Raw genomic sequence first — 26644 nt, 5'->3', positions numbered from 1 at the left:
CATGAGCAGCGAGAACCTGACCAAGCCCGAGCTCGACGCCCCCGACGGCCCGGCCCCCGACACCCTCGTCGTCGAGGACCTCGTCATCGGCGACGGCGCCGAGGCCCAGCCCGGCTCCACCGTCGACGTGCACTACCTCGGCGTCGAGTACGACACCGGCGAGGAGTTCGACTCCTCCTGGAGCCGCAACCAGTCGATCAACTTCCCCCTCAACAACCTCATCCGCGCCTGGCAGCAGGGCATCCCCGGCATGAAGGTCGGAGGCCGCCGCAAGCTGATCTGCCCGCCCGCCCTCGCCTACGGCCCCGCCGGCGGAGGCCACCCCCTCTCCGGCAAGACCCTGATCTTCGTGATCGACCTCCTCGGCACCAAGTAAGCCGTACGTCGCCGCGTGCTGGTCGAGCAGCCCCGCAGGGGCGTCTCGATTCATGCCGGTCGAGTAGCCCCGAAGGGGCGTATCGAGACCCACCCCGCAAGCACTGAAGGCGCAGCCCCCGGATCACCGGGGTCTGCGCCTTCGCTCGTTCACTACCGAGGCCCTCAGCGCGGCTGCGCCCTCTTCACCCGGTCGACCAGCTCGCGCCAGGCCCCGTCGAGCTCCGTCTCACCGAGCCGCACCGTGTGCGTCTGCACCCGGATCTCGTAGACGAACCGGTCGGGCCGCCCGGCAGGAGCCGCCGCGGCGCGCGGCCGGTCGTCCCAGTCGAGCGAGCCGATCAGAGCGTGCCAGGCGCCCTCGTCCGGCTGCTGATCGACATCGATCCGCCAGACCCGGCGGAGCCCGGCGAAGCCGCCACTGCGCGACACGATCACATCCATGGCCGCGATCGTACGCGCCCGCCCCCACCGCATGCTGGTCGAGCAGCCCGCGCAGCGGGCGACCCTGCCACCCGCGTGGTCCGCGCAGCGGGCGCCCCTGCCACCCGCGTGGTCCGCGCAGTGTTCGCTTCATGCTGATCGAGTAGCCCGCGCAGCGGGCGTATCGAGATCCACCACCGCCGAGAGGCGAGCCTGCAGACGGGACTGCTGACGGTGGTGGGTCTCGATACGCCCCTGCGGGGCTGCTCGACCGGCACGGGGAGGCGGCTACTCCGGCAGCGCGACCCCCACGGTCGTCCAGCCGGTGCGGACCGCCGCCTCGACCTCGGAGCCCACGCCGAAGCGCTCGGCCGCCGCGGCCAGGGTGAGCGCCGCGAAGCCCTCGAAGTCCGCCGTCGCGGTGAGCACGCCGCCGGTCAGCACGTCGTACCAGACCTGACCCGCGCGCTCCCACGAGGGACCGCCGAGCTCGATCGCCGCGACCGCGAAGGCGCGGTTGGGGATGCCGGAGTTGATGTGCACGCCGCCGTTGTCGTCCTCGGTGTCGACGTAGTCGGCCATCGAGCCGGGCTGCGGGTCCTTGCCGAGCACGTCGTCGTCGTAGGCGGTGCCCGGCGCGATCATCGAGCGCAGCGCGGTGCCCTGCACCTCGTCGGTGAAGAGGCCCTCGCCGATCAGCCAGCTCGCGTCCTCCGCGCCCTGGCCGGCGCCGAACTGCTCGAGCATCGCGCCGAACACGTCCGAGATCGACTCGTTGAGCGCCCCCGACTGCCCCCGGTAGACGAGGTTCGCGGTGTACTCCGTGATGCCGTGCGCCAGCTCGTGGCCGATCACGCTCTGCGAGACCGTGAAACGACGGAAGACCTGCCCGTCGCCGTCGCCGAAGACCATGCGCGAGCCGTCCCAGAAGGCGTTGTCGTAGTCCTCTCCGAAGTGCACCGTCGCGTCCAGCGGCAGCCAGGCGTCGTCGATCGAGTCGCGGCCGAAGGCCTGCTGGAGGAAGTCGGACATCGCCCCGAGCCCGTCGTAGGCCTCGTCCGCCGCGGCGTCGCCGGTGGCGGGCGCGCCCTCGGTGCGCACGACGGTGCCGGGCAGGGTCTCGGTCGACTGCGCGTCCGAGATGGTCCGCTGGAGGGCGGCGACCCGCTCCGCGCGGGGGACCGGCGACGCGGTGGCGGTCGAGCGACCGGGGGAGGGCTCTCCCGGCCGGACGCGACGGAAGGGCACGTCCTGCTCGAGGGAGCGGCTGGCCGCCCGCGCGGCCCGGGCGAACGCCGGGTCGTCGAGTCGGGCGATGCGGACGAGGAGATACGGCGGCACGACTGTTCTGCTCATGGCCCGATCCTCGCACCCACCCCCGACACGGTCGCGGGCTCGCCGCTCGCGGCCCGATGCGGTAGCGGGGCGCCGCGCGCTAGCCTGGCGAGCGACGAGCGGCATCCACGGACCGGGGCGCACCCGAGGACTTGAGGCGGACATGGGCATCATCACGCGGGGCTTCTTCGGCAAGCGCGAGCAGAACCCGGACATCCCGCCGGGCCAGTACCTGGAGAAGGGCTTCCCCGTCCTCTCGATCGGGCCGACCCCGAACATCCACGAGTGGGCCTTCTCGATCGACGCCGGCCCCGCCGGGGCGCGCCGCTGGACGGCGGACGAGTTCGCCGCGCTGCCCCGCGAGGACATCCACACCGACCTCCACTGCGTCACGCGCTGGTCCAAGCTCGCGACGAACTGGCGCGGCGTCTCGGTCGACCTCCTGCTCGACGGCATCGAGAGCGACGCCGGCTTCGTGATGGCGCAGAGCTACGGCGGCTACACGACCAACCTGCCGCTCTCCGAGATCCGCGACGGCAAGGCCTGGATCGCGACCGAGTTCGAGGGCGCGCCGCTCGCGGCCGAGCACGGAGGACCCGCGCGGCTGCTCGTGCCGCACCTCTACCTCTGGAAGAGCGCGAAGTGGGTCCGCAGCCTCCGCCTCATGCCCGGCGACGAGCCCGGCTTCTGGGAGCAGAACGGCTACCACATGCACGGCGATCCCTGGAAGGAGGAGCGCTACTGGTGATCTGGACGGAGGCGGTGACCGAGTCGGTCCTGCCGCTCACTCCGACCTCGCGCCTGATCGCGCTCCGCGTCCCGGGCTGGCCCGGGCACCTGGCCGGGCAGCACCTCGACGTGCGGCTGACCGCACCCGACGGCTACCAGGCGAGCCGCTCCTACTCCATCGGGGCGCCCTCCGACGGCGACCGCGTCGAGCTGGCCGTCGAGCGCCTCGACGACGGCGAGGTCTCGCCGTACCTGGTCGAGGGCCTGGAGGCGGCTGACCGCCTCGAGGTGCGCGGTCCGATCGGCGGCTGGTTCGTCTGGCGTCCCGAGCAGACCGAGCCGGTGCAGCTGATCGCCGGCGGCAGCGGGCTGGTCCCGCTGATGGCGATGGCCCGCGAGCACGGCCGCGTCGGGAGCGCCGCCCCGATGCGCCTGCTCTACTCCGTGCGCTCCAGCGTCTTCGCCTACTACGGCGACGACCTGCGCGCGCTCGGCGACCTGCCCGCCGACCGCGGCGGCGTCGAGACCGAGCTCGTCTACACGCGCGTCGCCCCGCCCGGCGCCGCTCGGCCCGCGGGCCGGCTCACCCCCGAGCTGCTCGCCGCGACGGCGATCCCCGCCTCCGAGGAGCCGACGGTCTACGTCTGCGGCCCCACCGCCTTCGTCGAGGCCGTCGCCACGGCCCTGGTCGCCCAGGGCCACGACCCCGCCCGCGTCCGCACCGAGCGCTTCGGCGGCCCGTAACCCCTGCCCCCCGTCCGCGAGATGCCACTTGTGCACGCGACACGCCGCGAAAAGCGTGCACAAGTGGCATCTCGCGGAGCGAAGAGGTGCACAGGACGGGGAGCGCGCACGCCGTCGTACGGCGATCCGAGGCAGCCATGGAGATGACTTTTTGCGCCACGGGAAGGTCGTTAGGCGACACCGACACCCCCGTCCGGGTGTCTGAACTCATCGGAACCCCCGAATATCCGCGGCATTCTCACACGGGAATGAGGAAATCTCGAATGAGCATGGACCGCTCGTTGTCCGGCTGTTACGTTCAAAGAGCGGCGCTAGAGAGCGTCGCGTTTCTCGATGAGGAGAACCCATGAAACGTCGTACCGTGCTCGCCGCTTTCGGAGCCACTGTCGTCACCGCGTCCGTCGTCTCGGCGACTCCTGCTCTCGCAGTGGACTACGTCGGAGAAGTCGCCGCTCCGGCCGATCTCCGCAATGGAGATCAGATCGTCTCGCCGAACGGCCGCACTCGTCTCGTGATGCAGTCGGACGGCAATGCCGTCATCTACGCCAAGGACAATTCAGCGCTCTGGAAGAGCGATACGGGCGGCAACAGCGGAGCGAGGCTGGCGGTCCAGGCCGACGGCGGGCTGGTCATCTACCGGGCGACCGACAACAGTGTCGTCAAGGTGCTGCGGGCGGGCGGATCCGGCGCTGCGGCGCGCAAGCTCGTCATGCAGAACGACGGCAATCTCGTGCTGCTGTCGACGTCCAACTCGGCCCTCTGGTTCAGCGGAACGGAGACGAAGCCGATCTTCTACACGGATTCCGTTCCGGTCGGGACCGAGATGGCGTACGGCGATACTCTCCGATCCCCTTCGGGGCAGTTCCGACTCGTCATGCAGCGCGACGGCAATCTCGCCGTCTACACGCCCGGCAATCAGATCGTCTTCCAGTCGTACACGAGCGGCGCGGACTGCCGATTCGTCCCGCAGGCGGACGGCAATCTCGTCATCTATCGGGGATCCGGTCCTTCCATCTGGCAGACGTATTCCACGGGAACGGCGGCGAAGCTCTCGCTTCAGGACGACGGGAACATCGTCCTCTACCGTTCTGACGGCACTGCGGGATATCGCTCGAACACCTTCTCTGCGGCTCTCATCGCCGGAGAGGCTCTCCAGCCCGGACATTACCTGTCCAATAACGGATACAAAGCGGTCATGCAGGCCGACGGCAATTTCGTGATCTACAGCCGGTCCAACGCTGTGCAGTGGCAGACCCGCACGTCGGTCCCCGGCTCCGTCGCGTCGATGCAGAGCGATGGCAACTTCGTCATTCAGAACGGCGCCAATGTGCGGTGGCAGGCGTCGACCGCCGGCCGTCAGGGCAAGAGGGTCGTTCTCGAGACGGACGGCCGACTGCTGATGACCCGCGACGACGGAGTGAGCGTCTGGAACAACGTGACCGGAACGGCCGTGCCCGCGACGTGGCAGCTCCCGTTCGAGGGCACGTGGCGAGTGACGACGGAGTTCCAGGTCAAGGACAGCGCCCACCCCAACGGCCACCGCGGTCTCGACTGGGGGCTGCCGCAGAACTGGCCGCAGCGCGCCATGAGCGACGGCACGGTGATCCTCGCCACCACGTCCGACCCTGTCTACGGACACAGGGTCGACATCCGGCACGCGGACGGGGTCGTCTCACTGCTCGGCCACCTGATCGCCGGATCGCCGATCGTCTCGGTCGGCGATCGGGTCACGAAGGGGCAGGTCGTCGGATACACGGGGAACACCGGCGTCAGCTTCGGCAACCACTGCCACCTGACGATCACGCAGAACGGGAACCTCCTCGACCCGCGGATCTTCTTTGAGTCCCGCGGCATCGCCGTCGACTAGCGCTGATCTCCCGCGAGATGCCACTTGTGCACGCGACACGCCGTGAAAGGTGTGCACAAGTGGCATCTCGCGGAGGGGAGGGAGCCGCGGCTACTCGAAGGAGACGGTGCGGTTCTCGCCGATGTCGGGCTGGCCGCCGGTGACGGCCGCCTTCGCGACCTTGAAGAGCACGACGGGCGCGGGGGAGTCGGTCACCCAGAGCTCGACGGTCTCGGCCGAGACACGCAGCAGCGCGACGCTCGGGTCGTCCTTGCCGTCGGGGAACCAGGCCGAGACGGAGGGCGACCAGAGCTCGTCCACCTTGGCGGGGTCGTGCACGACGGTCGCCGAGCCGGCCACCGAGAGGTAGCCCTTCTTCGACTCGAAGGCGACGTTGACGCTCGGGTTGGCGCGGATGTCGTCGACCTTCGCCGACGGGTCCTGGGTGAAGAACCAGAGGTCGCCGTCGAAGTCGACGTCCTGCGCGGCGAGCGGCCGGCTGACGAGCTGCCCGGTCTCGTTGACGGTGGTGAGGAGTCCGATCTTCGCGCTCTTCACGATCTCGGTGATCTGAGCGCGGTCGTCGTCGGTGGCGGGAGTGATGGTGGTGTCGGTCATGGCCCCGACGCTACGCGGATGCTCGGAGGGCGCAAGGGGTGGCGAGCCCGCGCGCGGCCTGGCTAGCGTCGAGGAATGGACACCACCACGTACACGGCCATGCTCGACAGCGGCGCGGAGCAGGAGAGCATCCGCCTCGAACTCATCGACGGCTCCCCGCAGCGCTCCCTCACCCGCGTCGCCGACATCGACGGCGAGGAGGTCGAGGTCGTCTGGGAGCTCGACGGCGAGATCGACGGCTTCCACGTCTACCGCCCCGTCCGCGTCGAGGGACGCGACGACGACAGCGGCGAGGTCTCCGACGACCTCACCGACGGCAACGCCGCAGGCGCCTACGCGGGCGAGTAGCCCCTCGACCGCGTCGCACGCCCGTCCAGCGGGGTGCGGCGCGGTCGCCCCGGGCCTCAGGCCACCGGGTGCAGCGCGTCGTAGCGCCGGAACCCCGGGCTGAGCCGCAGCACCGCCGCCAGGATCAGGACGATCGCGAGGCCACCGGCCAGCGGCGGCAGCCACAGCAGCGCGAGCGAGGCGAGGAGCCCCGTGTAGAGGTCGCCGACCCGCGGGCCGCCCGTCACCACCACGATGAAGACGCCCTGCAGCCGCCCGCGCATGTTGTCGGGCACCGCGGTCTGCAGCATCGTCTGCCGGAAGATCGAGCTGACGTTGTCGGCCGCACCGGCTCCCGCGAGCGCGACCGAGGCCGCCGCGATCAGGCCGAGGTTCGGCTCCGAGGCGTCGTGCGCCGTCAGCTCCGCCACCAGCAGCACCGCGCCGAAGCCGACGATCAGCGCTCCGTAGGCCTGGATCGACCGGCCGATCGCGAGCCCCTGGCTCCGCACCCCGGTCAGCCGCCCCGAGAAGACGCTGCTCAGCAGCGCCCCGACCGCGTACGCCGCGGTGAGGAAGCCGACGGTCACCGCCCCGCCGCCGAGCAGCAGCGCGGCCGCCGCCGGGAAGACGACCCGCGGCTGCCCGAACGTCATCGCCACGATGTCGACGAGGAAGGACAGCCGGATGTTCGGCGCCCCGCGGAGGAACCGCAGCCCGTAGCGCAGCGATTCCAGCCCCGGCCGCTGCCGCTCGCCCTCCGGCACCAGCGCGGGCAGCCCGGCGATGCCGAGGAACGCCGCGAGGAAGAGCACCACGTCGATCGTGTAGGTCACCGCGAAGCCGGAGGAGGCGACCAGCACGCCCGCGAGAGCCGGCCCCACCGTCACTTCGACTCCGCCGGCGATCCCGCCGAGGGCCGCCGCGGCCGGCACCAGCTCGAGCCGGAGCAGCCGCGGCGCCACGGTCATCCGGGTCGCGCCGATGATGGTCGTCGCCACCGCGTTGACCGCCGTCAGCGCGTAGAGCGTCAGCGGAGTCTCCGCCCCGAACCAGGCGAGCGCCGCGATCGCCGCGGTCGAGCCCCAGGCGACGATCGCGGAGAGCAGGAGCACCAGCCGCCGGTCGAAGGCGTCCGCGAGCATCCCGCCGTACAGCCCGGCGATCACGGTCGGCACCAGCGCCACCACGCCGACCATCGCGACGGCGAGCGTCGATCCGGTCAGCTCGTAGATGTGCAGGCCGACGGCGACGATCGTCATCTGCCCGCCGATGCCGGAGATCACGTTGCCCGCCCAGAGTCGGGCGAAGGCGGGGGACTCGCGGAGCGGGGAGAGGTCGACGACGTGGCTGCGCCGCGGCGCGGAGGGGGGCTGGCTCACCCGCTCCATTCTCGTGCCTGCCCGCAGGGGCCGTGCGGAGGCGACGTCGGTGGTGCTGCGCGGTGGTGCTGCGCGGTGGTGCTGCGCGGCGATCGGCCGCACGGGGCCGTCAGGACGGAGCCCGTAGGGTGGGGAGCATGAGCACGTCATCCGACGGCGCGCCCCGACGCCCGCGCACCACCGCGTCGCGCGTCGCCGGCACCGCCCCCGCGCGCCGCGCCGCCGCCCCCGCTCCGCGCACCCGGACCCGCACCGCGAGCCCGAGCGCCGCGTCCTCGGGGGGCCGCTTCGCCGCGCTCCGTCGTCGCTACGGGACCGCGACGGCCTCGATCCTCCTCGCGATCGTCGTCGTCCCGATCGCGTTCTTCGTCTGGTACGCGATCATCTCCCTCGGCGCCTACCCGGGCGACCAGGCCGTCAGCGACCTGCTCGTCGGCGTCCTCTACACGGCGATCATCCACGCGCTCCTGCTCGCCGGCGTGCTGCTGGGCGTCTCCTCGATCCGTGCGCGGCGCCGCGAGGGCCGTCCGGCGGTCGCCGGCTGGATCGGCGTCGTGCTGAACGTGCTCGTCGTCCTCTTCTGGGAGCTGCTCGTCTCGCCGTGGCTCGTCGAGCTCTGGAACCGGGCCGTCGGCACCTGACCCACCGGTCCCCGGCGGCCGGCTCCCGATCCGCTCGACCACCGGCCCCTGCGCTCTGGTAAGCTCCTCAGGTTGCCGTCCAACGGCCGCGGATCAAGAGAGCCCACGCATCAGGCGCCGGGCACCGCGCAACGAGAGAGAGGGGATCCCATCCATGGCACTCGAAGCAGACGTCAAGAAGGCGATCATCGAAGAGTACGCGACCCACCCCGGTGACACCGGATCCCCCGAGGTGCAGGTGGCCGTCCTGACCAAGCGGATCAAGGACCTCACCGAGCACCTCAAGGAGCACAAGCACGACCACCACTCGCGTCGTGGTCTGCTGCTGCTGGTGGGTCAGCGCCGTCGACTCCTCGGCTACCTGTCGGACGTGGACATCAGCCGCTACCGCTCGCTGATCGAGCGTCTCGGCCTGCGTCGATAGTCCCCTCCGCTCCTCCCCTCACAGGGTCGAGCGCGGGGTCTCGATGACACCGCGATCTTCTTCAGAACGGGCCGCTCTCCTCCGGGAGGGCGGCCCTTTCCGCGTTCCCGGGGTCGGAGCACCGAGGGGCTCCGCTCAGTCCAGCCGCTCCGGGCGGTCCACGACGCCCCAGGAGAAGCCGGCCGACGCCGCGAACCAATCGGACGATGACCGCGCGAGCGCCGCGTCCTCCTCCGGCCGTCCGGGCAGCGCCAGGGCCTCGGCGAGACCGGGGAGACTCCACCGGTCGTCGAGTGCCTTCGCCTGCGCCCGCTGCCAGGCGTCGGCGCAGGCGGGCTCGCCGGCTGCCCGGGTGATCGAGTGGGCCCCGGGGGCGGCACCGTCCCGCACGAGCGCGAGCGCGCAGGTCAGCGCCGCCGTCCGCACGACGCTCCGTGGCGCCCGCGGCGGCTCGGAGGCGCGCACCTGGTCCTGCGCGCCGACGATCGCGGTCAGTGCGAGGAAGAGCCGCGTCGTCTCCTCGTCCGGCCGCGGCGCGAGCCGGCCCGGTCCTGCCGAGATCGCGGCGGACGCTCCCGGGGCGAGCACCAGTCCGCGCCCGATCCGCGCGGAGTAGGAGCTCAGCAGGCCGGTGACGCCGGCGTCCCGGCGGGGTTCGTCCTGGCCGACGACTCCGCGCACCGACGGATCGCTCAGCACCCACACCACGGGGGTGCCGTTGTGGATCGTCAGACTCCGATGGTCGTCGTCGACGCAGGCGAGCAGGTGCCCGGCCAGCGCCTCGCCCTCGCGGTCGAGCACCGAGGAGGAGGCGAGCAGCTCGCGAGGCTCGTCGCACGGTCCCGAGGCCGCTCCCGCCGAGGAGGGCAGGGCGGCGAGGGGAGCGAGCGCGTCGAGTGCGAGAGCGAGCACCGCGATCGCGACGACGGAGGCCGCGCCTGCGCCGAGGAGCCGGCCGGGGGAGTCGCCGCGGACAGTGGTCCCGGGACGGCCGCCCGGCCGCACTCGACCCCGCCGCACCCGATCGAGCGCGGACGCCACCGTGTCTCGACGGACCATGCGGGACTCCCTCTGCTCGGAGGCTAGACCCGGAACAGCCACCTGACCAGGCCCTGAGTGCGACCGAGCTGGGAGGGTCGGGAATTCCTTCGAGAATTCTCCGGTCCGGTGCATCCGCGGAGGCCACTCGGCCGGAAGTAGTGGTGAAGGCCCTTCTCGAGAACCCACCGACCCGTCCGCGGGTCCCATCGTGAAAGAGGAACACCGTGACCACCTCCCGCCTCACCCACCGCCTGCTCGCCGGAGCCTGCCTCGGCACCCTCGCCGTCGCCGGACTCGCCGCCGCTCCCGCGAGCGCGGCCGACGCCGACTCGGCCGACCTCTACGTGCTGCACGCGGTCCCCGACACCCCGGTCGACGTGTACGTCAACGGAGCACTGACGCTCGACGACTTCACGCCGGGCTCGCTGGCCGGCCCGCTCGACCTGCCCACCGGCACCTACACCGTCGCGATCACCGCCGCGGACGCCGCCGACGCGAGCGCCCCGGTCATCGGCCCGGTCGACCTCGCGCTCGAGGCAGGCAAGAGCTACACCGTCGCCGCGCACCTCAAGCCCGACAACACCCCCACCGCCACGCTGTTCCCGAACGACATTTCGGCCACTGCGGCCGGGGAGGGACGCCTCACGGTCCGCCACATCGCCGCGGCGCCCGCCGTGGACATCCTCGCGGGCGGCTCGCCGGTGCTGACGAACGTGACCAACCCGAACGAGGGCATCCTCAACCTCGCTCCGGCCACGATCTCGACCGTGGTCGCCGCGACCGGGACCACCACTCCGGTCATCGGCCCGGCGGACGTCCAGGTCCAGGAGGGCGTCAACACGATCGTCTACGCCTGGGGCAGCCTGGAGAAGGGCAACCTCGCCCTCGCGACGCAGACCATCGGCGGTCTGCACTCGTCGCCGTCCGGTGTCCCCGCCGGTGAGGCCGGCCTCGCCGCCGACAACCGCACCGACGCCGCCGCCGGCTGGTGGGGCGCTGCCGCGCTCGCCTCGCTCGCGCTGATCGGCGCCGCGCTGGTCGGCCGCCGCAAGGCCGTCGCCGGTCGCTGACCGACGGGAACGACCGCCGGTCCCCGACCGGCACCGAAGACCGCCGGCCCGGTGTGCCCCCGCACCCGGGCCGGCCGCCGACCACGACGAGAGGAGGACGTGATGAGCAGGATCCCCACCCGGCCGCGCGCTCTCCTCGTGGTCGGCGCGATCGCGGTCGGCCTCGGCCTCGGCGGCTGCTCTGCACAGGCGGTCGGGGTCGTGCCCGCCCCTGACGCGAGTGCGCCGCTCCCGACGTCGACGCCGGCCGCGATCCCCTCCAGCACGCCCGGTCCGTCCGCCGCCGCGGTGCCGGACGTCCCGGTCGCCGACGCCCGCCTCGGTGCGACACCCGCGCCGGTGGTGCTCGCGCCGACGCGCCTGGTCGTCGACGGCCTGCCGATCGACATGCCCGTCCAGCCGGTCGGCGTCGCCGATGACGGCACGATGGAGCTGGTCCCCGACACCGACGTGGCCGGCTGGTACCGCTACGGCCGCGGCCTCGACGCCGCCGAGGGGACGACCGTGATCGCCGCCCACGTCGACTCCCTCACCTACGGGCTCGGCCCGTTCGCCGAGCTGAAGAAGGCGCAGCCCGGCCAGCGCATCGGCCTGACGGGCGAGGACGGCGTCCAGCGCGTCTACACGGTGGACACCGTCGAGACCACGGAGAAGACCACGGTCGACCTCTCGAGCGTCTTCGTCCAGGGCGGCGCCGCCCGCCTGGTCCTGATCACCTGCGGCGGCGACTTCGACTACGACACCCGCCACTACCTCAGCAACGTGGTCGTCACCGCGACCCCCTCGCCCTGACCGCCCGACGATGACCCCCGCCGGCCGCTTCCGTGCTCCCGCCGTGAGCGAGCCGTAGCATGAGCATCGCCGCAGCGCTGCCGAGCCCTCCGCCTCGGCACCGCCCCCAGTCCAGGAGGACCCCCCTGAGCGACGCCCAGACCCGCGAGCCCGACGACGAGGCCGCCGACGAGCGCGCCCTCGTCCAGCGCCTCGGCCTCCGGTTCGCCGCGGGGGAGGAGTCGGCGCTCGCCGAGGCCTACTCCCGCTGGTCCCCGCTCGTCTTCACCCTCGCTCTGCGCTCGCTCGGCGACCGCGGCGACGCCGAGGACGTGGTCCAGCGCGTCTTCGTCTCCGCCTGGACGGGGCGCGGCAGCTTCGACCCCGGCCGCGCGGCGCTCGGCGCCTGGCTGGTCGGGATCTCGCGCAAGCGCATCGCGGACGCCCACGAGAACCGCTCGCGGGAGCGTCGGCTCACCGCCGCGCTGGTCGCGGTCGCCCCCGTGGACGAGGGCGAGCCGGCGGTCGACCTCGAGGAGCGGGTCCTGGTGGCCGACGAGCTCGCCCGCCTCGACCCGGTCCCGCGGCGGGTGATGAGCCTCGCCTTCTACGACGACCTGACCCACACCGAGATCGCCGAGCGGACCGGGCTTCCGCTCGGCACCGTCAAGAGCCACATCCGCCGCAGTCTCGACAGACTCCGCTCCCGATTGGAGGTGAGCAGCCCATGACGCATCTCGATCCCGACGAGCTCGCCCTCCTCGCCCTCGGCGAGGACTCCTCCGCCGACGCCGCCGCCCACCTCGAGGCGTGCCCCGAGTGCGCCCAGCAGCTGGTCGAGCTCGGCCACGCCGCCGGTCTCGGCCGGCAGAGCCGCTCGCTGACCCTCGAGGCGCCGCCGGCGGAGGTCTGGGATCGGATCCGCGGCGAGCTCGCGCTGGGGACCGCGGATGCGCCGATCGCCCCGGTCACCGCGCTCCCGGTGGGTCGCCACACGCCCTCGCATCGCCGACCGCGCGCTCGTCGACTGCTCCCCGCGGCGCTCGCCGCCCTCGCGGCCCTGGCGATCGGCGTCGTCGGCGGCTTCTGGCTGCAGGCCTCGCGGAGCACCGACGCGGTCGTCGTCGCGCGCGCCGACCTCGCGGCCTTCCCCGATTGGCAGGGGGCGAGCGGCAGCGCCGAGCTCGAGGACGCCGACGGCGAGCGGCAGCTGGTCGTGCACCTCGACGCGGCCGGCGCGGCCGACTCCTACCGCGAGGTCTGGCTGATCGCCGCCGACGCCACCGGACTGGTGGGGCTCGGGGTGCTGGACGGCACGGACGGCCGCTTCACGATCCCCGCCGACCTCGACCTCGCCGAGTACTCGCTCGTCGACATCTCCGAGGAGCCCGACGACGGCGACCCGCAGCACTCGGGCGACTCGATCGTCCGCGGGCCCCTTCTCGAGGGCTGAGCGCCCGCCGGGCCGGACCGGCCGAGGCGTCAGACCGCTCCGGTCCGCTCCGCCAGCAGCGCGGTGAGGGCCTGCACGGCCGCGGAGGGACGCTGCGCACTGCAGACCGAGACCTCCCAGACCAGTCCGGGCCAGTCGAGCTCGATCGCGGTCACCCCCTCCAGCGGCGCGATGCCCGATCGGGGGACCACCGCGGGTCCCAGACCGGCCTGCACGAAGAGCGGGATCGCGGGCAGGTCGGCGACCTCGGTCGCGACCCGTCGCGTCGCTCCCGCCGCGCGGAAGACCCGGTCCACGCTGACGCGGTTGCCGAAGCCGGACGGGGTGTCGATGAACGCCGCGCCCTCCAGGTCCGCGGGGGAGGGCCGCACCAGCCCCGCCAGCGGGTCCGCGCTGTCGACCAGCAGCACGTAGCGGTCGCGGACGACGGTCGTCACGGCGAGATCGTCCAGCTCGGCGACCGGCAGCGCGAGCAGCGCCACATCGAGACGGCCACGGCGCAGGTCCTCCGCCAGCCCGGTCGATCCGCTCGGCGAGGTGCGCAGGAGCAGGTCCACCAGCGGATGCCGGCGCCGGAACGCGCCGAGGACACCCGGCAGGTCGAGGATGTCGAGCGCCGAGAAGGTGCCGACCCGGACCCGGCCGCGGAGCCCCGCCGCGTCCTCCGCCGCGAGCGAGCGCATCCGGTCGACGCTGTCGATCGCCGCGCGGGCCGAGGGCAGCAGTGCTTCGCCGACGGCCGTCAGCGCCACGCGCCGCGTGGAGCGGGTGAACAGCGGCGCCCCCAGGTCCTGCTCGAGCGCGCGGATCGTCGCCGACAGCGTGGACTGCACCACGTAGAGACGCGCCGCCGCGCGGGTGAAGCTGAGCTCCTCCGCGACAGCGACGAAGGCGGCGAGCTGACGATCGTCCATCCGTGAATCATGCAGGATCGTCGATCAATGCGTCCACGATCCTCCGTTGGACGTGGACGATCGGGAGGAGCAGTCTGGGCGCATGCCGACCACCGGAACCCCCGCCGAGCGCACGACCGCCCGCACCGCCTCCTCCGCCTCACGCCGCCCCGAGCTCGGGCACCACCTCGCCTTCTGGGTGATCGCGGTCGCCTTCCTCTCCGTGATGGCCTTCTCGACGGTGCCGACTCCGCTCTACGCGATCTACCAGCAGCGCGACGGCTTCCCCGCCTTCGTCGTGACGGTGATCTTCGCGGCCTACGCCGTCGGAGTGGTGGCCAGCCTCTTCCTCGCCGGTCACGTCAGCGACTGGCTCGGCCGGCGCCGCATCGTGCTCGCCGCGATCCTCGTCGAGGTGCTGGCGAGCATCGTCTTCCTGCTCTGGCCGGACGTGCCGGGTCTGATCGTCGCCCGTCTGCTGACCGGCATCGGCGTCGGCGCGCTCACCGCGACCGCGACCGCCCACCTCTCCGAGCTCCGCGCGATCGCCCGGCCGGAGGAGGGACCCGGTGCCTCGCGCGCCGTCTCGACCCTCGTCAACGTCGGCGGCCTCGCCCTCGGCCCGCTGATCGGCGGCGTTCTCGCGGTGACCGTCGACCGCCCCCTCGTCGTGCCCTACGAGGTCTTCCTGGTGCTGCTCGTCGTGCTCGGCATCGCGGTCGCCCTCGTCCCCGAGACCGTCGAGCGCCGCGAGGAGCTGCCCGCCTACCGGCCGCAGCGGCTCGCCGTGCCCGCGGCCTCGCGCGGCACCTTCCTCTCGGCCGCCGTCGGCGCGTTCGCCGGCTTCGCCGTCTTCGGCCTCTTCACCTCGCTCGCGCCGACCTTCCTGGCCGGCCGCTTCGGCGAGACCTCGCACCTGCTGGCGGGCGTCGTCTCGTTCGGCGTCTTCGCGGCCGGCGCCGTCGCCCAGCTGACCGCCGCGCGGCTGCCCGTCCGCCGCGCGCTGCTCCTCTCCGCCGCGGCCCTCACCGTCGGGCTCGTGCTCGTCGCCTGGGGCGCGGTCGCCGTGGTGCTGCCCGCCTTCATCGGCGGCGGCGTGATCGCCGGGGCCGGCGTCGGCCTGATCTTCCGCCTGGCGCTCGGGGTCGCCGGCTCGCTCGCCTCGGACGAGACCCGCGGCGAGGTCCTCGCCGGGATGTTCCTCGCCTCCTACGTCGGTCTCGCGGTCCCGGTCCTCCTGATCGGCGCGGCGCTCGCCGTCCTCCCCGCGGTCCCGGTGCTGGTCGGCTTCGTGGCGATCGTGCTCGCGCTCGTACTGGTGGCGATCGCGCGGATGCTGCGCTCGGCCGTCTGAGGACGCCCGCCGCGGGAGGCGGGCGCGGCCCGCGACAGAGGCGGTCCCGGCGCTCCATGATGGAGGCATGAAGCTCTTCTCGTTCGGCCGCTCCGACTCCGACCCCCTGCCCGCCGGCGACCGCGGCTCGGGCAAGCTCGACGACTACGACTACGAGCTGCGGCCCAAGTCCAAGCGCGGCGACACCCTCCTCGGCATCGCCGACTCCCTGCCGCACCAGGACGAGCTGGCCCGCGTGCACGCCCTCGGCGAGGAGGAGATCACGGCGGTCATCCCGCGCCGCACGATCGAGGAGGAGCGCACCGACGCCCCGATGCCGGTCCGGCTCTTCGCGAACCACCGGCCGACCGACCTCGTCGGCTACGTCCCCCGCGGGCTCGAGAACGTCGTCGAGGCCGCGCTCGCCCGGCTCACCGAGGCGGGCAAGCAGCCGCGGATCCCCGCCCGGATCGTGAAGGGCAAGGGCGGCCTGCGGGTCCAGCTGCTGATGCACGAGACCCGTGGCTGACGACCGGGGGCCGCAGGGATCGTCGTCCCCGGCGGAGTTCTGGGGCAGCCCCGCCCCCGCCGGTCCGCCGCCCGGCTGGTATCCGGACCCGGGCATGCCCGGCACGCAGCGCTACTGGGACGGCCGGGCCTGGACCGGCCACCTCGCACCGCTCGCGCCCGCGGCACCCGCCGTCGGCAACGCGGCCGCGACCGCGTCTCTCGTCCTCGGGATCCTCGGGCTGCTCCTCACGCCGATCCCGCTGTTCATCGGCCTGCTGCTCGGCGGCCCGCTCGACGTGCTCGCCGTCGTCTTCGGAGTCGTCGGCCTCGTCAAGGGCGGCGCGCGCCGGGGCGCGGGCGTCACCCGCGCGGTGGTCGGACTCGTCCTCGGGGCGCTGATGCTCGCGGCGATCACCGTCGGCGCCGGCACGATCTGGTAGCCGTGCGGCGGTGCTCCCGGGCCGGAGCCGCGCGGCGGATCCGCGGTTCCTGGTCGATCGGGGCCCGCACTGATAGCATGAACCGGTTCCGAATCCGGAAGCGACCGCCGGTCGCCGTCGGGTTCGAACCACGGAGCAGGCCGGCAGGAAGCTGGTCCTCGGTGGTGGAGTCCCGGTTCGCGACATCACGCGCTGCTGCAGCGCAGTGGACGATGTCGGGCAGACCCGGAGCCCTTCTACTGGTGGCCAGCACGAACGCCCTCCACACGACGGCACGGCGCGAAGCCCTGCCGTGGGATCGCGTGCGATTCCTGACCGTCATGCCGCTCCGACGAACGCCGGCGCCCAGAGGGGTGCCGCTGCAGACGTTAAGGAGACAGACCTCTTGGAAGGTCCTGAAATCACATTCGCCGAAGCCGTTCTCGACAACGGCTCGTACGGCACCCGCACCGTCCGCTTCGAGACCGGCCGCCTCGCGCAGCAGGCTCAGGGCGCGGTCGCCGCGTACCTCGACGAGGACACCATGCTCCTCTCCGCCACCTCGGCGTCGAAGAACCCGAAGGACAACTTCGACTTCTTCCCGCTGACCGTCGACGTCGAGGAGCGCTCCTACGCCGCCGGCAAGATCCCCGGCTCGTTCTTCCGCCGCGAGGGCCGCCCCTCCACCGAGGCGATCCTGGTCTGCCGTCTGATCGACCGGCCGCTGCGCCCCTCGTTCGTCGAGGGCCTGCGCAACGAGGTCCAGATCGTCATCACGGTCCTCAGCATCGCCCCGGACGAGTTCTACGACGCCCTCGCGATCAACGCCGCGAGCGCCTCGACCCAGATCTCCGGCCTGCCCTTCTCGGGCCCGGTCGCCGGTGTGCGCCTCGCGCTCATGTCCGACGGCTCCGGCAACGACCAGTGGGTCGCCTTCCCCAAGGCCTCGCAGCTCGAGAACGCCGTCTTCGACCTCACCGTCGCGGGCCGCGTCGTCACCAACGAGGACGGCTCCTCGGACGTCGCCATCATGATGGTCGAGGCCGAGGCCACCGACGTCTCGTGGAACCTCATCAAGGCGGGCGCCACCAAGCCCGACGAGGCCGTCGTCGCCCAGGGCCTCGAGGCCGCCAAGCCCTTCCTCCGCGCGCTCGTCGAGGCGCAGTCGAAGCTGGCCGCCGAGACCGCGAAGCCGGTCAAGGACTACCCGGTCTTCCTGCCCTACGCGCAGGAGACCTACGACAACGTCGCCGAGCTCAGCTACGACGAGCTCGTCCGCGTCTACCAGATCGCCGACAAGGTCGAGCGTCAGGACGCCGACGACGCCCTCAAGGCGAAGGTCAAGGAGCAGATCGCCGAGCGCATCGCCTCCGGCCGCCTCTCCGCCGAGGCCTACGCGCAGGTCGGCGCCGCGTACAAGTCCGTCACGAAGGTGGTCGTCCGCGGCCGCATCCTCCGCGACGGCGTCCGCATCGACGGCCGCGGCCTGGCCGACATCCGTCCGCTCGACGCCGAGGTGCAGGTCATCCCGCGCGTCCACGGCTCGGCGATCTTCCAGCGCGGCGAGACCCAGATCCTGGGCGTCACCACGCTGAACATGCTCAAGATGGAGCAGCAGATCGACTCGCTGTCGCCCGTCACGAAGAAGCGCTACCTGCACCACTACAACTTCCCGCCCTACTCGACCGGTGAGACCGGCCGCGTCGGGTCGCCGAAGCGTCGCGAGATCGGGCACGGCTTCCTCGCCGAGCGCGCCCTCGTGCCGGTGCTGCCGAGCCGCGAGGAGTTCCCCTACGCGATCCGCCAGGTGTCCGAGGCGCTCAGCTCCAACGGCTCCACCTCGATGGGCTCCGTCTGCGCGTCGACCCTGTCGCTCCTCAACGCCGGTGTGCCGCTGCGCGCCCCGGTCGCGGGCATCGCGATGGGCCTCGTCTCCGACGTGGTCGACGGTCACACCCGCTACGCGGCGCTGACCGACATCCTGGGCGCCGAGGACGCGCTCGGCGACATGGACTTCAAGGTCGCCGGCACCTCCGAGTACGTCACGGCCATCCAGCTCGACACGAAGCTCGACGGCATCCCGTCGTCGGTCCTCGACGCCGCGCTCAAGCAGGCCAAGGACGCCCGCACCACGATCCTCGCGGTGCTCACGGCGGCCATCGACCAGCCCGACGAGATGGCCCCGACCGCGCCCCGCGTGATCTCGGTCCAGATCCCCGTCGACAAGATCGGCGAGCTGATCGGCCCCAAGGGCAAGACGATCAACGCGATCCAGGACGAGACCGGCGCCGACATCTCCATCGAGGAGGACGGCACCGTCTACATCGGCGCCGTCGACGGACCGTCGGCCGAGGCCGCTCGCGCCCAGGTCAACGCCATCGCGAACCCGACCAACCCCGAGGTCGGCGAGCAGTTCCTCGGAACCGTCGTCAAGATCGCGACCTTCGGTGCGTTCGTCTCGCTCCTGCCCGGCAAGGACGGCCTGCTGCACATCAGCGAGGTCCGCAAGCTCGCCGGTGGCAAGCGCGTCGAGAACGTCGAGGACGTCCTCGGAGTCGGCCAGAAGCTGCTCGTCTCGATCACCAAGATCGACGACCGCGGCAAGCTGTCCCTCGCGCCCGTCGTGGCCGAGGACGCCGAGGCGCCCGTCGAGGTCCCCGCCGAGAGCTGATCCCTCCCGCACGACGACGCCCGTCCCACTCCGGTGGGGCGGGCGTCCGTCGTTTCCCGGGTGATGGCCGTCCCACTCGTGCGGGGCGGGCGTCCGTCGTTCCCGGGGTGCGACCGCACCTCGGGGGCCGGCCGCCTGTCGTCCGTGGGGTACGGTGGCGGGACCGTGCCGTCGCACCGCCCCGACCGGAGGACCCCGTGACCGACTCGACGCCCCCGGCCCTCGCGCCGGAGACGCCCCTTCCGCCCCGCCTCCTCGGAGCCACCGGTCTGCCCGTGCACCCGGTCGCCCTCGACGGCTCCGTCTTCGGCTGGGCCGCGAGCATCGACGAGACCACCGAGGTCCTCGACGCCTTCGCCGAGCTCGGCGGGACGCTGATCTCGACCGCCGACCACTACGCCACCGGGCGCAGCGAGTACATGATCGGCCGCTGGCTCGAGCAGTCCACTCGGCGCGACGAGCTGCTCGTCGCCACCAAGGTCGGCCGCCACCCCGACGCCCCGGGCCTCGCGGCCGAGGACGTGCGGGTCGCGATCGAGGGCTGCCTCGAGCGGCTCGGCACCCGGATCGACCTGCTCTCCTTCGACAGCGAGGACCCGGAGGTCCCGATCGCCGAGAGCCTCGCCGCCGTCGCCCCGTTCATCGAGAACGGCTCGGTCGGCGCCCTCGGCGCGGCGCACTTCAGCGGCGCCGCCCTCGCCGAGGCGGAGGCGGCGGCTCGCGACCTGGGCCTGCCCGCCTTCACCGCGGTGATCGCGGAGTACAACCTGATGGAGCGCAAGCACTACGAGGCGGACGTCGCCCCCGAGGTGCTCCGCCAGGGTCTCGGCACCCTCGCCCGCCTGCCGCTCGCGAGCGGCTACCTGACGGGCCGGCTGCGCCACCGCTCCGACGAGCCGGAGTCGGTCATGTTCGAGGCCGCGCTCGACTACGTCGGCCGGCACGGCAACAAGGTGCTCGCGGCGCTCGACGAGGTCGCGGAGGCGCACGGCAGCAACCCCGGCACCGCCGCGCTCGCCTGGGTGCTCGCGCACCAGGAGGTCTCGGCCGTGATCGTGCGCGCCCGCGGCGCCGAGGAGCTGGCGTCGATCTTCGGCGCGGCGACGCTGCCGATCACCCGGAGCGAGATCGCCCAGCTCGACCGCGCCTCCGCCTGAGCGGCGCCCCCACGGGTCGGCCGGCAGCACAGGCCGGCCCGGCAGCGCCCCGTCGGAGCAGGGGCGCTGCCGGGCCGGCGGTCAGCGACGCAGGATGCGCGCCTCCCACGGCCCGAGCGTCGACCCCGACGCGCCCGCGACGTTGCCCAGCACCGTCTCGGCCCCGGCCCACTCCTGGAGCAGCGCGACCTCGAGCGGCTCACCGGAGACGTTGCCGACCACGAGCAGCTCGCTCGCCCCGGTGCGGGTGAACGCGAAGAGCGTCGGATGCCCTGCCTCGAGCAGCGCGAACCGGCCCAGCTGCACCGTCTCGTCCTCGTGCCGCAGCGCGATCAGCGCGCGGTAGTACTCGAAGACCGAGCGCTCCGCCGCGCGGTCGGCCGCCACGTTCACCTCGACGTGGTTCGGGTTGACCGGGATCCACGGCTCGCCCGTGGTGAAGCCGGCCTGCGGTCCGCCGTCCCACTGCACCGGCGTCCGCGCGTTGTCGCGGCTCTGCGCGCGCAGCCCCGCGAGCACCTGCTCCGGGTCCTCGCCGCGCTCCTCGACCGCCTCGGCGTAGTAGTTCAGCGACTCGACGTCGCGGAAGTCCTCGATGCCGGCGAACGGCACGTTGGTCATGCCGATCTCGTCGCCCTGGTAGATGTACGGCGTGCCGCGCTGCAGGTGCAGGAGCGTCGCCCAGAGCGTGGCCGACTCGTAGCGCCAGGTGGCGTCGTCGCCGAAGCGGGACACCAGCCGGGGCTGGTCGTGGTTGCCGAGGTAGAGGCTGTTCCAGCCGCGCTCGGCCAGCCCGTCCTGCCAGCGGGCGAGATTCGCCTTGAGGGCGACGAGATCGAGTGGGACCGGGTGGAACTTGTCGACGCCGTGGTCGATCCCGACGTGCTCGAACTGGAAGACCATGTCGAGCTCGCGCCGCTCCGGGTCGGTGACGAGCACCGCCTCCTCGAGCGTGACGCCCGGCATCTCGCCGACCGTCATCAGCGCGGCGTCGCGCCCGGCGAACACCGCCTCGTTCATCTCGCGGAGGTACTCGTGCAGCCGGGGGCCCACCCCGCCGACGATCCCGGAGCCGCCGCCCGGCCCGTCGATCTCCTCGACGTTCTTCGAGACCAGGTTGATGACGTCCATCCGGAAGCCGTCGACCCCGCGGTCGAGCCACCAGTTCATCATCGCGTGCACCGCGTGCCGGACCTCCGGGTTCTCCCAGTTGAGGTCGGGCTGCTGCACCGCGAAGAGGTGCAGGAAGTACTCGTCGGTCGCCGGATCGAGGGTCCAGGCCGGGCCGGAGAAGTAGGAGCGCCAGCCGTTGGGCTCGGCGACGTCGAGGCTCGCGGCGGCGGTGGCCTCGAGCTCGGCGTCCGGCGCGAGCGGCGCCTCCCGAGGCGCGTTCTCGCGCCCCTGCCGCCACCAGTACCAGTCGCGCTTCGCGTCCTCCTGTGACGAGCGCGACTGCACGAACCAGGCGTGCTCGTCGCTGGTGTGGTTCACCACGAGGTCCATCACCAGCTTGATGCCGCGCTCGTGCGCCTCGGCGAGGAGCAGGTCGAACTCCTCGAGCGAGCCGAACAGCGGGTCGATGTCCTGGTAGTCCGAGATGTCGTAGCCGTTGTCGTGCTGCGGCGACGGGTAGACCGGCGACAGCCAGACGACGTCCACGCCGAGGTCGGCGAGGTGATCGAGATGCGCGCGGATGCCGCCGAGGTCGCCGAACCCGTCGCCGTTCGAGTCGGCGAACGAGCGGGGGTAGATCTGGTAGACGACCGCGCTCGTCCACCAGGGCGTCGCGGGGGTCGGGGTGAGGGGCTCCATGGCCCGAATCTAGCCGCCACCACCGACGCCGGCGGGGTCGCCGCACCGTCGCCGGCCGCCCTCGCGAGACCGCCGGAGGACACCGTGTAACGATCGGGTTAAGCGTTCCCGGGCGCCCCGCGAGGCGCCCGCCGCGCTCGGATACCCTCGGTCTCGGCGGACCCGACCGCCGCGGGGGAGTGGACGAGTGGCGAGGGTGAAGGCCGGCTCCGGCGCTCGGACGATGCGCGGCACCGCGGCGCATCCGCCCCTCGCGGACAGCGGGCCCGTCGTGGCCCCCGCCGCCCTCCGGCGCTCTCTCGGCGACACGGCCGAGGCCCTCTTCCCGCTCGTCCTCGACGCCGCAGCGCTCGCGCGGCGCGAGGTCGGCGGCCCCGAGCTGCTCGAGCGCTTCGCGGCCTGGGGCGGCGACGGCGTCGTCGTCGCGGACACGGTCGGAACCGCGACGGGGGAGGAGCGGCTCGGCGCCTGGCTCGCCGGCCACCGCGACCGCGATCGGTTCCGGCTGCTCGGCCGCTTCGGCGGCTCCCCGTCCGCCGTCGCCTCCCCGCGCGCCCTGGTGACCCGGGTGGAGGAGACACTGCGACGCCTCGGAGTCGAGCGACTCGACGTCCTCGCAGTCCGCCCCGACGGCGCCGGTCGCCTCGACCAGCTGCTCAGCGCCGTCGAGGTCCTGCTCGCCCGCGGTCTCGTCGGCACCGCCGTCGCCTCGGGGTTCGCCGCCGAGGAGCTCTTCGAGGCGCGCGTGCTCGCCGGCCACGGTCACCCGCGGTTCGCCGGCGTCGAGCTGCCCTACAGCCTGCTCGACAGCACCCGGGCGGACGGCGACCTCGGTCTGGTCGCGGCCGGCCAGGGTCTCTCGCTGCTCTGCACGGCGCCGCTCGCGCACGGCTTCCTCGACGGCGTCGAGCGCGGCCGCCGGCAGCTCGGCCGGCTCCCCGACGGCGTCCTCGCCGCCGCCCACGTCGGGCGGCGCGGGCGGCGCGTGCTGGTCGCCCTCGACGCCATCGGCGCCGAGCTCTCCGCCACCCCGGCCGCCGTCGCACTGGCCTGGCTGCTCTCCCGGCCGGGAGTGACCGCGGCTGCGGTCGCCCCGCGCTCTCCGGCCGACGTCGACGCCGTGGTGCGCGCCGTCTCGCTCGAGCTCGACGCCGGGCACCTGGCGGCCCTGGAGCGCGCCCGCCGCTGACGGGTCGCGCAGGGATCATCCGGTGCAGGTGGCCTAGGCTGTGCCGGATGAACCACGGTGTCGCACTCCCTCTCGAACAGCCGGAGACGACCATCGGGGCCGCCGGCGGCTCGCTCGTCCGCCGGACCGTCCTCTCGAGCGGTGTCCGCATCCTCAGCGAGGCGATGCCCGGGGCCCGCAGCGCGTCGATCGGCTTCTGGGTCGCAGCCGGCTCCCGCGACGAGGCGCCCGCCCTGCCCGCGGCCGACGGCCGTCCCGCCGTGCCCTCCAACTTCGGCTCCACGCACTTCCTCGAGCACCTGCTCTTCAAGGGCACGGGCACCCGGTCGGCGCTCGACATCGCGGTCGCCTTCGACTCGGTCGGCGGCGAGCACAACGCGCTGACCGCCAAGGAGTACACCTGCTACTACGCCAAGGTGCAGGACCGCGATCTGCCGATGGCGGTCGAGGTCATCGGCGACATGGTCACGTCGAGCCTGCTCGACCCGGCCGAGTTCGAGACCGAGCGGGGCGTCATCCTCGAGGAGCTCGCGATGGCCGACGACGACCCGGCCGACGTCGCCAGCGAGCGGCTCTTCGAGGCCGTCTTCGGCGAGCATCCGCTCGGGCGCCCGATCGGCGGCACCCCCGCGATCATCGGCGAGGCCACCCGCGACGCCGTCTGGGCGCACTACCGCGCCGCCTACCGCCCGCGCGACCTCGTCGTCACGGTCGCGGGAGCGGTCGACCACGAGGTGCTGGTCGCCCAGCTGGAGCGCGTCCTCGCCGCCGACGGCTGGGACCTCAGCACGCCGGCCGCACCGGTCGAGCGGCGGGTCGGCGGCTCGGCCGTCTTCACCCGCGGCACCCCCCTCTCGATCGTGCACCGCCCGACCGAGCAGGCGAACCTGCTGATCGGCTTCCCCGGCCTGGCCGCCGCGGACGACCGGCGGATGACGATGGGCGTGCTGAACTCGATCCTCGGCGGCGGCATGTCCTCGCGTCTCTTCCAGGAGGTGCGCGAGAAGCGCGGCCTCGCCTACTCCGTCTACTCGTTCGCCCCGTCCTACTCCGATGCGGGCCTCTTCGGCCTCTACGCGGCCTGCACGCCGTCGAAGGCGGGCACCGTCGCCGAGCTGCTGCTGGCCGAGTTCACCCGGCTGGCGGAGCACGGCGTCACCGCCGAGGAGCTCGCCCGCGCCCGCGGCCAGCTCTCCGGCGCGGCAGCGCTCGCCCTGGAGGACTCGGACACCCGGATGTCGCGGCTCGGCCGCTCCGAGCTGACCTTCGGCGAGTTCGTCGACCTCGACGAGAGCCTGCGCCGACTCGCCCTCGTCGGCGCGGAGGACGTTCAGGCAGTCGCGGCAGACTTGGCCCGGGGGCCGTCGTCGATCTCGGCCGTCGGAGCGGTCGACGAGTCGACCTTCGCCGGCATCGCCGAGATCGAGACCACTCCCGCGGCCTGACCCGCTCCGAGAACACCCGCTGACCGCGCACCGTCGCGCCGCACCAGGGAGGACCTCCGTGTCCCACTACATCTACCTCGTCCGCCACGGCGAGCAGCAGGACGCCGAGCACGGCATGCCCGACGGGCCGCTGTCGGCCCGCGGCGAGCGCCAGGCCCGGCTCATCGCCGAGCGGCTCGGCGGCGTCCCTTTCACCGGGGCGTGGCACTCGCCGCTGCGCCGGGCGGAGGAGACCGCCGCACGCTTCCAGGCGGTCCTGCCCGGGCTGTCGATCGAGCCGTCCTCGCTGCTGTTCGACTGCATCCCCTCCGGCCCGACCCCGGACATGCCGCGCGCCTTCGAGCCCTTCTTCGGCAGCGTCACCCCGGCTGAGATCGACGCCGGGCACGCGCAGATGCAGGACGCCGTGGCCGAGTTCCTCGCCCCGTCCCGCGAGGACCGCCACGACCTGCTCATCACGCACAACTTCGTCATCGGCTGGTTCGTCCGGCACGTGTTCGACGCCCCGGACTGGCGCTGGCTCGGCGTGAACCAGGCGAACTGCGGCCTGACGATCATCCGCGTCCGCTCCCGCAAGCCCCCGGTCCTCGTCGTCCACAACGACCTCGCCCACCTCCCGGTCGAGCTGCGCACCGGCCTCCCCGAGGCCCAGTCCTACTGACATCGCCTGCATGCTGATCGAGTAGCCCGCGCAGCGGGCGCATCGAGATCCCGCTCCGCCCGCAGTCCCACCCCACCCGCGGTCGTTAGGCTGGCACGGTGACCACCTCCGTCGCCGTCGTCGGTGCAACCGGCAAACTCGGCTCCCTCACCTGCTCGCTCCTCGAGGCCTCGGAGGAGTTCGACCTCGTCGCCCGGCTCGGCTCGCGCAGCGACCCGCGCGAGATGCTCGCGGCGGACGTCGTCGTGGACATGACGCTCCCCGCCGTCAGCCAGCAGATCGTCGACCTCGCCGTCGCGAACGGCAGGAAGGTGCTCGTCGGCACCTCCGGCTGGACCGGCGACCGCATCGCGGCGCTCCGCCGCAGCGTCGACGCGCAGCCCGGCGCCGGCGTCGTGATCATCCCCAACTTCTCGCTCGGCTCCGTGCTCGCGACCGCGCTGTCCACCGTCGCGGCGCGCTTCTTCGACGCGGTCGAGATCGTCGAGACCCACGGCGCCCGCAAGGTCGACTCGCCCTCCGGCACCGCCGTGCGGACCGCCGAGCTCCTGCTCCGCGCCCGCGCCGAGCTCGGCCCGGTCCAGGCGCCGCACACCGACCAGCGCGCCCGCGGCCAGCAGGTGGCGAGCATCCCGGTGCACAGCCTGCGCCTGCCCGGGGTCGAGGCACGCCAGGAGGTGGTCTTCGGCGGCACCGGCGAGACGGTCACGATCCGCCACGACACCACGTCCTCCGCGTCCTACGAGGCCGGCATCCTCCGCGCCCTCGACGCCGTCCGCAGCACCACCGGCGTGGTCGTCGGCCTCGACGCGCTGATCGACCTCCGCGCCGCCTTCGACGCCGCACCCCTGGCCGAGCAGGTCCGCGACGAGCCGGCGATCAGCGACGACCCGCCCTCCGGCCAGGCCGCGGCCGCCACGAGCGCCCCGTGACGACCCGCATCGGCGTCGGCCTGATGGCCGTCCTCCTCGCGCTCTACCTCTTCGTCTGCCTGCAGTACTCGTACGTCGCCTTCGCCGCCGGGACGGTGCCGGGCATCGTGATGGGCGTCGGCCTGCTCGTCCTCGGCGGGGTCGGCGTCTGGGGTCTCGTACGCGAGATCTCCTTCGGCGTCCGCGCCGAGAAGCTGGCCCGGCGCCTCGAGTCCGAGGACGCCCTGCCCTCCGAGGTCCTCGAATCCAGCGCGACCGGCCGACTCGACCGGACCGAGGCCGACGCGCTCTTCCCGCGCTACGCGGCCGACGTCGACGAGGACCCCGGCAGCTGGCGCGCCTGGTACCGGCTCGGCCTCGCCTACGACGCGAGCGGCGACCGCAAGCGCGCCCGCGGGGCGATCCGCCGCTCGATCGCCCTGGAGCGCGAGCGGCCCGCCTGA

28 protein-coding genes are annotated in these 26644 nt (G+C 73.0%); 21 read left to right on the top strand and 7 right to left on the bottom strand.

What is annotated here, in order from left to right; all coding sequences use genetic code 11:
* Position 1 precedes the first annotated feature (1 nt).
* Positions 2–376 (top strand): FKBP-type peptidyl-prolyl cis-trans isomerase, encoded by a 375-nt coding sequence (locus tag EDF22_RS10900; protein WP_123447904.1) that lies wholly within the window; start codon positions 2–4, stop codon positions 374–376.
* A 164-nt stretch (positions 377–540) separates the two neighbouring features.
* On the opposite strand, the gene EDF22_RS10895 is transcribed toward EDF22_RS10900, so the two are convergent.
* Together EDF22_RS10895 and EDF22_RS10890 are read right to left on the bottom strand one after the other, a co-directional pair.
* The gene (locus tag EDF22_RS10895) at positions 541–819 is read right to left on the bottom strand and encodes a protealysin inhibitor emfourin (protein ID WP_123704992.1); all 279 of its coding nucleotides are present in this window, start codon (positions 817–819) and stop codon (positions 541–543) included.
* 267 nt (positions 820–1086) lie between these two features.
* The gene (locus EDF22_RS10890) at positions 1087–2154 is read right to left on the bottom strand and encodes a M4 family metallopeptidase (RefSeq protein ID WP_123704991.1); all 1068 of its coding nucleotides are present in this window, start codon (positions 2152–2154) and stop codon (positions 1087–1089) included.
* Between the two features lie 142 nt (positions 2155–2296).
* On the opposite strand from EDF22_RS10890, the gene EDF22_RS10885 reads away from it, so the two are divergent.
* From EDF22_RS10885 to EDF22_RS10875, 3 genes are all read left to right on the top strand, one after another.
* Entirely contained in the window at positions 2297–2881 is a 585-nt protein-coding gene (locus EDF22_RS10885) for a molybdopterin-dependent oxidoreductase (RefSeq protein ID WP_123704990.1), read from the top strand.
* Positions 2878–3606: a ferredoxin reductase gene (locus tag EDF22_RS10880; RefSeq protein WP_260303410.1), complete on the top strand. Its 729-nt coding sequence runs from the start codon at positions 2878–2880 to the stop codon at positions 3604–3606. Before EDF22_RS10885 ends, EDF22_RS10880 begins: the two co-directional genes overlap by 4 nt.
* A gap of 427 nt (positions 3607–4033) precedes the next feature.
* Entirely contained in the window at positions 4034–5473 is a 1440-nt protein-coding gene (locus EDF22_RS10875; RefSeq protein ID WP_185038869.1) for a peptidoglycan DD-metalloendopeptidase family protein, read from the top strand.
* A 90-nt stretch (positions 5474–5563) separates the two neighbouring features.
* Here EDF22_RS10875 and EDF22_RS10870 read toward each other — a convergent pair whose 3' ends face one another.
* Complete coding sequence (locus EDF22_RS10870) at positions 5564–6070, bottom strand: pyridoxamine 5'-phosphate oxidase family protein (RefSeq protein ID WP_123704988.1); 507 nt, start codon at positions 6068–6070, stop codon at positions 5564–5566.
* Between the two features lie 75 nt (positions 6071–6145).
* Between EDF22_RS10870 and EDF22_RS10865 the strand changes: the two genes are divergently transcribed.
* A complete protein-coding gene (locus EDF22_RS10865; RefSeq protein ID WP_123704987.1) occupies positions 6146–6418 on the top strand; it encodes a hypothetical protein in 273 nt (90 codons plus the stop codon).
* A gap of 56 nt (positions 6419–6474) precedes the next feature.
* Here EDF22_RS10865 and EDF22_RS10860 read toward each other — a convergent pair whose 3' ends face one another.
* The gene (locus EDF22_RS10860) at positions 6475–7788 is read right to left on the bottom strand and encodes an MFS transporter (protein ID WP_123447898.1); all 1314 of its coding nucleotides are present in this window, start codon (positions 7786–7788) and stop codon (positions 6475–6477) included.
* A gap of 128 nt (positions 7789–7916) precedes the next feature.
* On the opposite strand from EDF22_RS10860, the gene EDF22_RS20805 reads away from it, so the two are divergent.
* Positions 7917–8420 carry a hypothetical protein gene (locus EDF22_RS20805; protein WP_185020531.1) on the top strand — a complete coding sequence of 168 codons (504 nt, stop codon included), beginning with the start codon at positions 7917–7919 and terminating at the stop codon, positions 8418–8420.
* 154 nt (positions 8421–8574) lie between these two features.
* Positions 8575–8844 carry a 30S ribosomal protein S15 gene (gene rpsO, locus EDF22_RS10850; RefSeq protein WP_123447896.1) on the top strand — a complete coding sequence of 90 codons (270 nt, stop codon included), beginning with the start codon at positions 8575–8577 and terminating at the stop codon, positions 8842–8844.
* A 135-nt stretch (positions 8845–8979) separates the two neighbouring features.
* Here the strand turns inward: rpsO and EDF22_RS10845 are convergent, their stop codons facing one another.
* Positions 8980–9903 carry a hypothetical protein gene (locus tag EDF22_RS10845; RefSeq protein ID WP_148059176.1) on the bottom strand — a complete coding sequence of 308 codons (924 nt, stop codon included), beginning with the start codon at positions 9901–9903 and terminating at the stop codon, positions 8980–8982.
* A gap of 206 nt (positions 9904–10109) precedes the next feature.
* On the opposite strand from EDF22_RS10845, the gene EDF22_RS10840 reads away from it, so the two are divergent.
* From EDF22_RS10840 to EDF22_RS10825, 4 genes are all read left to right on the top strand, one after another.
* Complete coding sequence (locus tag EDF22_RS10840; protein WP_123704985.1) at positions 10110–10955, top strand: DUF4397 domain-containing protein; 846 nt, start codon at positions 10110–10112, stop codon at positions 10953–10955.
* A 102-nt stretch (positions 10956–11057) separates the two neighbouring features.
* Entirely contained in the window at positions 11058–11747 is a 690-nt protein-coding gene (locus EDF22_RS21285) for a class F sortase (protein ID WP_123704984.1), read from the top strand.
* A 59-nt stretch (positions 11748–11806) separates the two neighbouring features.
* Positions 11807–12457 carry an RNA polymerase sigma factor gene (locus EDF22_RS10830; RefSeq protein ID WP_123704983.1) on the top strand — a complete coding sequence of 217 codons (651 nt, stop codon included), beginning with the start codon at positions 11807–11809 and terminating at the stop codon, positions 12455–12457.
* On the top strand, positions 12454–13179 hold the full coding sequence (locus EDF22_RS10825) for an anti-sigma factor (RefSeq protein WP_123704982.1): 726 nt from the start codon (positions 12454–12456) through the stop codon (positions 13177–13179). The genes EDF22_RS10830 and EDF22_RS10825 overlap by 4 nt, the downstream gene beginning before the upstream one ends.
* A gap of 29 nt (positions 13180–13208) precedes the next feature.
* Here the strand turns inward: EDF22_RS10825 and EDF22_RS10820 are convergent, their stop codons facing one another.
* Positions 13209–14093, bottom strand: a complete 885-nt coding sequence (locus tag EDF22_RS10820) for a LysR family transcriptional regulator (RefSeq protein ID WP_123704981.1) — start codon at positions 14091–14093, stop codon at positions 13209–13211.
* Between the two features lie 82 nt (positions 14094–14175).
* On the opposite strand from EDF22_RS10820, the gene EDF22_RS10815 reads away from it, so the two are divergent.
* The 5 genes from EDF22_RS10815 to EDF22_RS10795 all read left to right on the top strand — a co-directional run bounded on the left by EDF22_RS10815 (position 14176) and on the right by EDF22_RS10795 (position 20162).
* Positions 14176–15426 carry an MFS transporter gene (locus EDF22_RS10815; RefSeq protein ID WP_123704980.1) on the top strand — a complete coding sequence of 417 codons (1251 nt, stop codon included), beginning with the start codon at positions 14176–14178 and terminating at the stop codon, positions 15424–15426.
* A gap of 67 nt (positions 15427–15493) precedes the next feature.
* Positions 15494–15934 carry a hypothetical protein gene (locus EDF22_RS10810; RefSeq protein WP_123447888.1) on the top strand — a complete coding sequence of 147 codons (441 nt, stop codon included), beginning with the start codon at positions 15494–15496 and terminating at the stop codon, positions 15932–15934.
* Positions 15927–16355 carry a DUF2510 domain-containing protein gene (locus EDF22_RS10805; protein ID WP_208323114.1) on the top strand — a complete coding sequence of 143 codons (429 nt, stop codon included), beginning with the start codon at positions 15927–15929 and terminating at the stop codon, positions 16353–16355. The genes EDF22_RS10810 and EDF22_RS10805 overlap by 8 nt, the downstream gene beginning before the upstream one ends.
* A gap of 385 nt (positions 16356–16740) precedes the next feature.
* Complete coding sequence (locus EDF22_RS10800) at positions 16741–19005, top strand: polyribonucleotide nucleotidyltransferase (RefSeq protein ID WP_123704979.1); 2265 nt, start codon at positions 16741–16743, stop codon at positions 19003–19005.
* A 197-nt stretch (positions 19006–19202) separates the two neighbouring features.
* A complete protein-coding gene (locus EDF22_RS10795; RefSeq protein ID WP_185020530.1) occupies positions 19203–20162 on the top strand; it encodes an aldo/keto reductase in 960 nt (319 codons plus the stop codon).
* Between the two features lie 81 nt (positions 20163–20243).
* On the opposite strand, the gene EDF22_RS10790 is transcribed toward EDF22_RS10795, so the two are convergent.
* Positions 20244–21974: an alpha-glucosidase gene (locus EDF22_RS10790; RefSeq protein ID WP_123704977.1), complete on the bottom strand. Its 1731-nt coding sequence runs from the start codon at positions 21972–21974 to the stop codon at positions 20244–20246.
* A 196-nt stretch (positions 21975–22170) separates the two neighbouring features.
* On the opposite strand from EDF22_RS10790, the gene EDF22_RS10785 reads away from it, so the two are divergent.
* The 5 genes from EDF22_RS10785 (at position 22171) to EDF22_RS10765 (ending at position 26644) form a co-directional block, all read left to right on the top strand.
* Positions 22171–23163: an aldo/keto reductase gene (locus EDF22_RS10785; RefSeq protein ID WP_123704976.1), complete on the top strand. Its 993-nt coding sequence runs from the start codon at positions 22171–22173 to the stop codon at positions 23161–23163.
* A 47-nt stretch (positions 23164–23210) separates the two neighbouring features.
* A complete protein-coding gene (locus EDF22_RS10780) occupies positions 23211–24608 on the top strand; it encodes a pitrilysin family protein (protein ID WP_123704975.1) in 1398 nt (465 codons plus the stop codon).
* A 58-nt stretch (positions 24609–24666) separates the two neighbouring features.
* On the top strand, positions 24667–25269 hold the full coding sequence (locus EDF22_RS10775) for a histidine phosphatase family protein (protein ID WP_123447881.1): 603 nt from the start codon (positions 24667–24669) through the stop codon (positions 25267–25269).
* Positions 25270–25367: 98 nt separating this feature from the next.
* Complete coding sequence (gene dapB, locus EDF22_RS10770) at positions 25368–26201, top strand: 4-hydroxy-tetrahydrodipicolinate reductase (protein ID WP_123704974.1); 834 nt, start codon at positions 25368–25370, stop codon at positions 26199–26201.
* The gene (locus EDF22_RS10765; protein WP_123704973.1) at positions 26198–26644 is read left to right on the top strand and encodes a hypothetical protein; all 447 of its coding nucleotides are present in this window, start codon (positions 26198–26200) and stop codon (positions 26642–26644) included. Before dapB ends, EDF22_RS10765 begins: the two co-directional genes overlap by 4 nt.

It is taken from the genome of Rathayibacter sp. PhB127, assembly GCF_003751665.1.
Taxonomy (GTDB): domain Bacteria; phylum Actinomycetota; class Actinomycetes; order Actinomycetales; family Microbacteriaceae; genus Rathayibacter; species Rathayibacter festucae.
This window is presented reverse-complemented; position numbering and strand designations above follow the sequence as displayed.